This is a genomic window from Coleofasciculus sp. B1-GNL1-01, from assembly GCF_040220235.1.
Lineage (GTDB): Bacteria > Cyanobacteriota > Cyanobacteriia > Cyanobacteriales > Coleofasciculaceae > Coleofasciculus.
Genome location: NZ_JAVJTO010000020.1, coordinates 42,599 through 52,173 on the forward strand (window position 1 = coordinate 42,599; position 9,575 = coordinate 52,173).

Here is a 9,575-nt window from a genome sequence, read left to right on the forward strand (position 1 = left end):
CTTCAATTAGGTGTGCCATGCCTATTTAGGAGCTGCTGAATAAGTGTTGTGCTGAGGGGAAGCGGGGGAAGCCGGGGGAGATGAGGGAGATGAGGAGATGAGGGAGATGAGGGAGATGCTGCTTTTTAGGTAAAAGTGCAAGGTTTTTGACCGAAGAGACACCAAAACGAAAGCACTTATTGGGTCAAAAAATGGCTTTCCACCCTTGTGTGGTATACCATCTACACTCATGCAGTAAGCCCTACCTATCCATAACTAATGTAGAGACGTAGCATGCTACGTCTCTACAAATAGCGGCTTTTATCCTTTTAGAACTCTCCTGGAAGAGAATGAAAAGCCGCCCTCTTCACAGATTAGGTGAGTACAGTAAACTCAAACAAGTCGTAACTATCACCCCGGAGTACAGATTCCGTTTGAGTTGCCTTTAGTTTCGATTGAAGTAGTTCCCCTAAGACTCCCCAAACTAGACCGAGTGTAAAAGTACACTTGGGAGGAGTTTCCTCAGTTCCACCGATAGCACAGAGGGTTTCTAAGGTGTAGACTTTGATCGAATCACCGTCCCGAACAATCCGATCAATGATGCAAAGACGAGAACCTTGTTCTCCCAAAAGTTCCGTGATTTGTTTGGCGGCATCCTCTAAGTTTTGTTCCGAACCTTTGAAGCCCAACTTTTCAGCAACTTCCTTACCGTGCTTCCGACCCGCAGAGGTCAGTGCTACGGCTGTAGCCTTGTCCCCTAAAGCGTCTGTCATGCCTTCCACAATCGCTCGGAAGGATTCAATGCTGCTGAGTTGTCCTAGTTTATCGCGTTTTAGTTCTAACACATTTGCTCCTTACTTTTAGGATAGATTAATGAGATGTGTTCTTCATTTATCTAGGTGTTTAGTTATACAGAAGTAATCCTATAAGTTTCTTAATGTTCGGGCGTGATTAACAACCATGCCTAAACTAAAAAACTCTTAAGAGTTTACACTCATTTTTACATCTGTAATACTTTTAAACCATACTAAGCTTAGCTTAGAACTCCGGAAAAAGCCCAAGATTTTCTGGTTCTATCAATCAAAAAAATAAAACGAAATATTGTTAGGTACAAAATAATAAAAATTGAATAATTCATTTCCTCGCAAGTTTCCAAAAATATATCAACTCTAACAAATAACGTTAAAGTTTTAGGTCAGTGGGGTCGTTTGCGAATAAATTTGGATATTTCGACGTTGCATCGCTTGTACAAATAACTCCGTTGCCAGCGCTTGTTCAACCGACCAAACACCGGGTTTACTGAGTTGACCTGCCAAGATACACTGGGCAATGCTGCCTGTACCCGCACCAGCCGCCGCTGCCGTATTTTCATGTACCAAGGTGGAGACAATCGTGATCGGTTTGCCAGCCTGGTAACCTGTGACTTGAGCGCGAATGGCAATTCCAATGCCACTGATGCGATCGCTAAATTGGGTCATGCGGTAGCTGAGTTGGGATAAATACTCGATATTTTCGGGTTTCCTTAACCAATTGGTGGGAAACAGATGGGCGGTGATCCAAGTGAGGTGGTTATAAATATCGGGAATTGAGCCAAACTTGGTGATCACCGTTTTCACGGGGAAGGAATTGACAAGGGTAACGGTTTCGGGTACATCAAACCAATAGACGCCAACCTTGCCATAAGGTTGAGGGAAATGAACCGTTTCGCGATCGCTATAGGGTTTTACCTGACGCCACTGGTTATCAATCCACGCTTCAAAGGGTTCTGTTAACCCTAGAAACGTGGTTCGCAGAACGGTTACGCCAGCGCCACCGGAACCCGCTACGCCATAACTCAGGTGAATGGTTTCTGGCTGATCCAATTGTTCCACCGCCTGACGCACCATGCTATTGGAGATTCCCGGAAAAACCCCAGTATTGATAATCGCCGTGACACCCGCCGCCGCTGCTGCTTCGTGATAGGCGAAGGCTTTGTGCATAAAGGTACGATTATCACTTACATCCAGATAATTTACGCCCATCTCGATGCAGGTTTTGAGAACCGAGGCGTCGCGATAGAGAAAAGGACCCGCACAATGGATAACCAGATTATGAGACGCGATCGCATCCCTTAACCCATCGCGATCGGCTAAATCTAGGGTGAGAAACTGCACCTGCGGTTGAACCTGTGGCGAAAATGCTGTCTCTGATGCCCTGTGACGCCCTGTAATCGTAATTTGTGCTTGGGTATGGGCAATGAGATCTTGCATAACATTGCTGCCGATACGTCCTCGTCCTCCCAGAATCAAAACTTGGTCTGTCATTGCCCAATTTAGTAATATCCTTACTGAAGCTTACCAAGTCCTTTACCCCTGAGATCAAGGTTGTCGCTACCTTGGATGTCAAAAGTCATCTATTCAAACCTCAACAGTCTTCAGATTTGATCTAATCCGGTAAGACGTCCTTCACGTTTAGTGGCGGGATGAATTGCCAGAAAAGATGGTAGTATCTGTACATACCGTCGGGCGGACGGAAATTCACGCTTGAGGAGTACGGAGCATACCGTAGACATGAGTGTATAAGACCACAGTAAGGGAAACCTGAACGGCAATATTCAGCCCAAGAATCCCTCGCTTTTAGCGAAGGGAGCGTCAAAGTAAACGTGCTTACCGAAAAAATCCGGATGGATACGGCTGGACTCGGTAAGGAGTGACGTATCTCTGCCCAAGTTGAGATACATCCCATCCCTGACCAATGCAGATAGCTGATCCAAGGAAAACAGAATGAAGTTACTCAAGAGAGATATCTCTATAATCTCTCCAGAGGATAAAAACTGCCTAAAAACGACATCTCTTCTCAGTCCAAAAGTTTGGCTGATTTGAATTGTCGCGGCTATACTGGCAAGGTCTGGATATTTCTGTAACGGCAGTCATAAGTAGTATATGAGTCCTGTGGTTAAAGTTGTTCAACCCTCTGGTATCTTAGATGGCACAAAAGCCGGTCAATTTCGTCAAGAGATTAGCGACCTTGTGCAATCGAATGCCGACATCGTATTGATTGATTTTCAAGACGTTACCTTTATGGATAGTTCGGGCTTAGGGGCGCTAGTTCTTGCCCTTAAGACCGTTCGTGCTGCTGGGGGAAAGCTCTTTGTTTGTTCAGTCAACGAACAGATCAAAATGTTATTTGAACTGACAAGCATGGATCGGGTGTTTGAAATCTTTCCCACACGAGAAGCGTTTGAGGAGGCTGTCTCTTCTAGTGCATAATTCTCTGGGTTAGCCCAATTTGGCGAAGCCCAGTAAGAATCCCCGTGCGGAAGGGGGAGTGTTAAGCTCCTAAGTAACTGATCACCTTTTAGTAACAACCCGCCAGGAATGCAAATCCTTGGCGGGAAACTCTTCTATGCAAATATGGGGTTCTATGGCTAATACCCAATCCGTTTGGGGAATTTTGACATGGGTATTAGTAGCGAGCAAGATGCAAAGCCTGCGGCATGGCTTCGCTAAACGCACTACAAGGCTTTCGCCGTTATTGATATTAAGGTTTAAATGCCGAACAGCTTATTTACAAAACTTAATGCGAATGGCGCTGACTGGTATGCTGGTGGGTTTCGACTTCGCTCAACCCACCCTACTGGCGTGACCCACCTAAAATAGGACTTTGTTTGTAGTGAGAACTTTAGTTCTCTCTCCGCCTATCTGGAGAGGGCTGAGGTTCCCTCACTACGAACCCAATCTATTGCACCAAATTAGCTGGGTCAAGCCACTACGGTATATCAAGGTTTTATTGAGCCAAAAATGCTGAGCGTGCCATTTTAACTTAAAGGGGAGAGTCAACCCAAATTGAGGGCGGGAAACCCCGACGTCAGCCGTTCCTTCGCCAGCTTAGGAAGTCGGGGAGCCTATCTAGTCAAAGTTAATTTCTAGCAAAGACAAATCATCATCGAAAAAGTCTTTGGGGTTTAATATGTCAACGCCCTCTAAGATCGAGTTTAGATTACACGAGCTATCTATTCTACACTCACCCAGAAGTTTGACGAATGAGTCAAGTCCCCAGATATTACCATCAGGTTGGTGAATCTCGTAAATCCCATCGCTGAAAATGTAAAGGGAACTGGATTCGCTGACGTCGCAGCTATCATCAACATACTCAGCCTCAAGCAGCATACCTACAGGCAGTCCCGTTGTCTTCAAGAGATTGACCTCCCGACTAGACGATGGCTTACCCGAAAATAAGACAGCCGGTGGATGTCCAGCACTGGCATAAACAAGTTGACGCTTTGCCCGATTATAGACTCCATACCAGATAGTAAAGTATTTATCGTTGCGTGCTGTCATCTGAAAGGTTTGGTTTAACCCTCGCAGAACGTCGCTGGGTTGGTAATAGTCAATATTCGGCAGGGTGCGTGATCTCAATAGATTTAACACCGAAAGCGTTGGTAAAGCGGCTCTCAAGCCATGCCCAGCCGTATCTAACAGATAAATTGCCAGGTGTTCTGAATCCAACCAGTAGTAATCGAAGCCATCACCTCCTAATTGCCGAGATGGAATGAATCGAGACTCAATAGTCACAGGCGGTTCAGTCATCTGGTCTGGCAGAATGGAACGGACGTACTCCGCCGCTTCTGCGAGTTCCATTTCCAGCAACTGTTTTTGGTGCTGCAAATCGCGGCTTAGTTCATGCAATCTCAAGCCGGAACGTACTCGCGCCTGCAACTCAGCGATTTCGATTGGCTTACAGATAAAGTCATCCGCCCCAGCATCCAGTCCCTTGACGCGATCCCCAACGGAACCGAGAGAGGTCAGCAGGATAAACATAGTCGTGGATAGTGCTGGGGTTGCCTTAATTTGACGACAGACTTCTAGTCCGTTCATCCTTGGCATAATCCAATCACAAATGACCAACGCCGGACGCAACTGCTGCACAAGTTCAAGACCCTCTTCGCCGTTACTAGCGATGGTGACGTCATAACCTTGGTTATGAAGCGTCCGTTTCAGCAGTATTTGAATGGCAGGGTCGTCATCAATAATTAGAATTTGGGTCATGGCATCGAGATAATACAAGTCACTCAAGGAGATTGCAGATGCACGCGCTTACAACAAGAAGAAAGACTCGATGAAGCTATGGGTACTTTCATGAGAAAGTGATAAAGATCGCAATGTCAGTGAATAAATGGTAGAGCAAGGGATAAATCTAGGGTAGACTGGATTTTTTCACAGGGAGTATCTGTTCATTTTAATTCTGGCTTTGATGTCGTTGATGTGAAAGGCTTTGAGCAGTTGAGAGAGCTTCAAACATTTAGCAAGCAATTTCCTTCCGACCTGAATGCGTTAGACCAGGTTTTATCCTGGTTTGGGGAGCTTCACCCCTCCTCAATCGAAACAAAAGTCTGGTTACAGTGCAAACTAGCGCTTGCGGAAGGATACACGAACGCGGTGAAATATGCCCACAAAGACTTACCGCCCAGCGTTTCCATTGAGGTTGAGGTGATTTTGGCGCAATCGCCCCAACGCCTAGAGATACGGGTTTGGGACTCTGGAGCGCCTTTTGATTTTGAACGGCGACTCCGCACTCCGTCGTCCTTGCCTAATGACCAGGCTGAAGGAGGGCGAGGATTGGCTATCATGCAAAAAATTGCCGATAAGCTCAGTTATACACGCATGGATGATAACCGCAACTGTTTGACGATTGTTAAATTTTATTAAAAATCCCGGCAGCCCGGTGTCGGGAAGCAGGGGAACGGGGATACCAGGTGCAGGGTGCATATTTCAGCCGTAGTCGTCTACGTCTGGGGCAAAGAGACCGGGAAAAAATTGATCGGCTTTCCGATAAGCGAAAACCCAGCTTGAGAAGCTGGGTTACTGTTTAGGCTTTACCTTCAATTGCTCTATCTGCTCCGAATAACTGAATCAAACTGGGTTAAATCTAGCTTGATGCTCACTAGAATTCAGGGGCTTACCTGGTGAATCACCATTTAGCGACCGCTGCCGCGATTGTCATCGTTGCCCTTAGCATCAAACGTAAGACGCTTGGCTGATTGATTGGATAAAATGACTACGCTTTCACGTTTTCCCCTAAAGTAGGATGCTAGTGAAAACTTGCTTCTGTTGTTGCACATCGCTTGTAGATCTCCGTGTCCAAGTTGCTACAGCCTTTTTTCCAATCGACAGCGTGCAAATCAGGACAAACCCTAAAATTGGGAGTAGGATGGGCGGGGGCTTGGGGAGATGAGGGAGATGAGGGAGATGAGGGAGATGAGGGAGATGAGGGAGATGAGGGAGATGGGGGAGCTGGGGAAGCTGGGGCAGAAAAAATTCGATTTAGAAGTTATAGCAGCTATAGCAGCTACCTTGGCAGGGAAAGGACATTCTTTACTATTCCCTGTTCCCTGTTCCCTAATCTCAACCGTTAACTTTAATGAAAGTCCACCTACTTAGCGCTGTATCAGAGCAGTATTGGTATGCCAATGTCAGGAATCCATTCAGGAGGATGTCAAAATAGAACTACTGCACACTGAACCCAGTTGGGTACAGTGTTTTTCGTCCCGTCCCCCTGTCGTCACCTATTGGAAAGAGCGAGTGTGAACGTTTCGACCCCGAAGATAGACCTTGACCCCAAAAATCTGTTTCCGTTTCCTCTGGATCAATTTCAGCTCCAAGCGATCGCGGCGCTGAATGCGAATCGCTCGGTTGTTGTCTGCGCCCCCACAGGTTCTGGGAAAACGTTGATTGGGGAGTATGCTATTTACCGCGCTTTGTCAAGAGGAGGGCGAGTTTTTTATACCACTCCCTTAAAAGCCCTCTCCAACCAGAAGCTGCGAGATTTTCGTGCTACGTTTGGTGCGGAAAATGTGGGTCTGGTTACGGGCGATGTTTCCATTAATCGGGACGCGCCAATCTTGGTGATGACCACGGAAATCTTCCGCAATATGCTGTACGGCACACGCATTGGGGAAATTGGTACGTCCCTAGAAGGGGTGGAAGCGGTGGTCTTGGATGAGTGCCATTATATGAATGACCGACAACGGGGTACGGTTTGGGAAGAGTCGATTATTTATTGTCCTCCAGAAATTCAGCTTGTTGCCCTATCCGCTACGGTGGCGAATTCCGATCAACTAACGGACTGGTTGAACTTAGTTCATGGCGCAACCGAGCGCATTTATTCCGACTTTCGACCGGTTCCCTTACAATTCAGCTTTGCCAACCCGAAGGGCATTTTTCCCCTGCTAGACTCTAGCCAAACGAAGTTAAATCTTCGTCTCAAACCAAAACGCAAAAAAGGGAGAGGACGGGGGGGACGCCCAGAAAGCCCCAGTAATGCCTTTGTGCTGGCGCAACTCCAGCAACGGGATATGTTACCTGCGATTTATTTTATTTTCTCTCGTCGCGGTTGCGATCGCTCGGTGGAGGAGTTGGGAGAGTTGTCTCTGGTGAATGCCAAAGAAGCGGCTGAATTGAAACAGCGCATTGACGAATTTTTACGTCGGAATCCAGAAGCGGGTCGGGCGGGACAAGTAGCCCCCTTGTATCGCGGCATTGCTGCCCATCATGCGGGGATTTTACCGGCTTGGAAGGGGTTTGTAGAAGAACTGTTTCAATTAGGGTTGGTTAAGGTGGTGTTTGCCACTGAAACTCTAGCAGCGGGAATTAATATGCCCGCTCGCACGACAGTGATTTCTACCCTCTCCAAACGAACCGATCGCGGACACCGACTGCTGACAGCATCAGAATTTCTGCAAATGGCAGGTCGAGCCGGACGCCGGGGGATGGATGCCACGGGTTATGTGGTCACATTACAGACGCCGTTTGAAGGAGCAAAGGAAGCGGCGTATCTCGCCACCAGTCAGGCTGATCCCTTAGTCAGCCAGTTTACGCCCAACTACGGGATGGTGCTGAACTTACTCCAAACCCACACCCTTCCAGAAGCCAAGGAGTTGGTGGAACGCAGTTTTGCACAATACCTGGCGACACTGTACCTCCAACCCCAGCAACAAGCGATTACGGAGTTAACCACAGAACTGGCAAAATTAGATATTCAACTAGCACCCGTTGACTTAAACGCCCTGGGGCGATACGAAAAACTCAAGGAACGGCTCAAAGAAGAACGGCGATTACTCAAAACCCTACAACGGCAAGCTCAAGCCGCACAAGTGGCGGAAATTGCCCAAATTATCCCTGAAGCGCCCTTGGGTACGCTACTTTCGCTCAAGGGCAAGTATATTCCAGTTCCGGAACCGATTCCGGCGATATTAGTCGCGAAGGAAAAAGGGCGGGGACAATCCCCTTATTTAGTCTGCTTAAGTGCCGATAATCGCTGGTATATAGCCACAACCGCCGATTTGGTTGGGGTGCATGGGTGGTTAGAAATGATTGATTTAAGTGTGCTGAACCCACCCGCTGAACTCACACTCAAGCCCGGTCAAACGAGACGGGGGACACCAGACACCGAAGCGATCGCGGCTCAAATTCCCACTGATATAGAACCCATGGTCGCACCTGAAGTTGAGGCGCAGCAGCATCGAATGGATGCGGTAAAAGCCCAACTCGAAGATCATCTGGTGCGACAATGGGGGAATCCGTCTCAACTGATTAAGCGTCATAAACGCCGTTTAGCTCTACAAGAGGAAATCAATGAGCGTCAAACCCTTTACCGAGAAAATCAAGCTCAGCACTGGCAAGAATTTCTCAACCTGATCGAAATTTTAAGGACATTTGGTTGTCTGGAAGATGTTAAGCCGACATCATTAGGGCAAGCAGCCGCAGCGATTCGCGGAGATAACGAACTGTGGTTGGGGTTAGCGTTGATGTCTAGTGCGTTTGATCAGTTAGATCCGCACCACTTAGCCGCCTGCGCCTGCGCTTTGGTGACGGAAACGCCACGTCCGGATAGCTGGACGAATTATCCCCCTTCAGAACCCGTACTGGAAGCATTAGATAGTTTAAAACAAACTCGCCGTCAGTTGTTTCAAGTCCAACGTCGTTATCAGGTGGCTCTGCCGATTTGGTTAGAACGGGATTTAATTGGGTTAGTTGAGCAATGGGCATTGGGTGTGGAATGGACACAGCTTTGTGAGGATACCAGTTTAGATGAAGGGGATATTGTCAGATTGTTGCGCCGCACGGTCGATTTTCTATCTCAAATTCCTCATGTACCGTTCCTATCGGATGTCTTAAAACGGAATGCTATTCGAGCCATTCAGTTATTGGATCGCTTCCCGGTTAATGAATTGGGTTAGTTAGGGGCTGCTAGAGGGAGTCTTGGGGTGGGGGAAAATGGGGGAAATGGGGGAAATGGGGAAAAAGAAAGTTCTACATTAGACGGTAACTTGGTATTGTAAAGTTTCAATAACAAGATAGTCAGATATAGTCAGATTTGGTAATGTATAGACATGAAATTATCAGACTATGCCAAAAAAGCAGGAATCAGTTATCGAACTGCCTGGAGGTGGTGGAAACAAGGAAATTTGACAGGTTATCAATTGCCGTCTGGTACGATTATCATAACTTCGGAGGCGATTGAGGACAACTTGAAACCTGACTTGATAGCTTGTATTTATGCAAGAGTTTCCAGCGCCCAAAACAAAGATAATCTAGATCGACAAGCAGAGCGGTTAA

The 9,575-nt window shown here is 47.2% G+C and carries 9 protein-coding genes; 6 read left to right on the forward strand and 3 right to left on the reverse strand.

What is annotated here, in order from left to right:
- Nucleotides 1-353: 353 nt before the first annotated feature.
- Nucleotides 354-824: a hydrocarbon-binding protein gene (locus RID53_RS04735; protein ID WP_446387021.1), complete on the reverse strand. Its 471-nt coding sequence runs from the start codon at nucleotides 822-824 to the stop codon at nucleotides 354-356.
- Between the two features lie 345 nt (nucleotides 825-1,169).
- The gene (locus RID53_RS04740) at nucleotides 1,170-2,282 is read right to left on the reverse strand and encodes a saccharopine dehydrogenase family protein (RefSeq protein ID WP_446387022.1); all 1,113 of its coding nucleotides are present in this window, start codon (nucleotides 2,280-2,282) and stop codon (nucleotides 1,170-1,172) included.
- 618 nt (nucleotides 2,283-2,900) lie between these two features.
- Between RID53_RS04740 and RID53_RS04745 the strand changes: the two genes are divergently transcribed.
- Both RID53_RS04745 and RID53_RS04750 read left to right on the forward strand, forming a co-directional pair.
- Nucleotides 2,901-3,227, forward strand: coding sequence for an STAS domain-containing protein (locus RID53_RS04745; RefSeq protein ID WP_006101943.1), 327 nt, complete (start codon nucleotides 2,901-2,903; stop codon nucleotides 3,225-3,227).
- Between the two features lie 154 nt (nucleotides 3,228-3,381).
- On the forward strand, nucleotides 3,382-3,603 hold the full coding sequence (locus RID53_RS04750) for a hypothetical protein (RefSeq protein WP_446387023.1): 222 nt from the start codon (nucleotides 3,382-3,384) through the stop codon (nucleotides 3,601-3,603).
- 263 nt (nucleotides 3,604-3,866) lie between these two features.
- Here RID53_RS04750 and RID53_RS04755 read toward each other — a convergent pair whose 3' ends face one another.
- Nucleotides 3,867-5,006 (reverse strand): PP2C family protein-serine/threonine phosphatase, encoded by a 1,140-nt coding sequence (locus RID53_RS04755; protein WP_446387029.1) that lies wholly within the window; start codon nucleotides 5,004-5,006, stop codon nucleotides 3,867-3,869.
- 216 nt (nucleotides 5,007-5,222) lie between these two features.
- On the opposite strand from RID53_RS04755, the gene RID53_RS04760 reads away from it, so the two are divergent.
- From RID53_RS04760 to RID53_RS04775, 4 genes are all read left to right on the forward strand, one after another.
- Nucleotides 5,223-5,666: an ATP-binding protein gene (locus tag RID53_RS04760; protein ID WP_446387024.1), complete on the forward strand. Its 444-nt coding sequence runs from the start codon at nucleotides 5,223-5,225 to the stop codon at nucleotides 5,664-5,666.
- Between the two features lie 428 nt (nucleotides 5,667-6,094).
- Nucleotides 6,095-6,373: a hypothetical protein gene (locus tag RID53_RS04765; protein ID WP_446387025.1), complete on the forward strand. Its 279-nt coding sequence runs from the start codon at nucleotides 6,095-6,097 to the stop codon at nucleotides 6,371-6,373.
- A gap of 168 nt (nucleotides 6,374-6,541) precedes the next feature.
- A complete protein-coding gene (locus RID53_RS04770) occupies nucleotides 6,542-9,196 on the forward strand; it encodes a DEAD/DEAH box helicase (RefSeq protein ID WP_446387026.1) in 2,655 nt (884 codons plus the stop codon).
- Between the two features lie 153 nt (nucleotides 9,197-9,349).
- A partial coding sequence (locus RID53_RS04775) for an IS607 family transposase (protein WP_446387027.1) occupies nucleotides 9,350-9,575 on the forward strand: 226 nt, incomplete at its 3' end.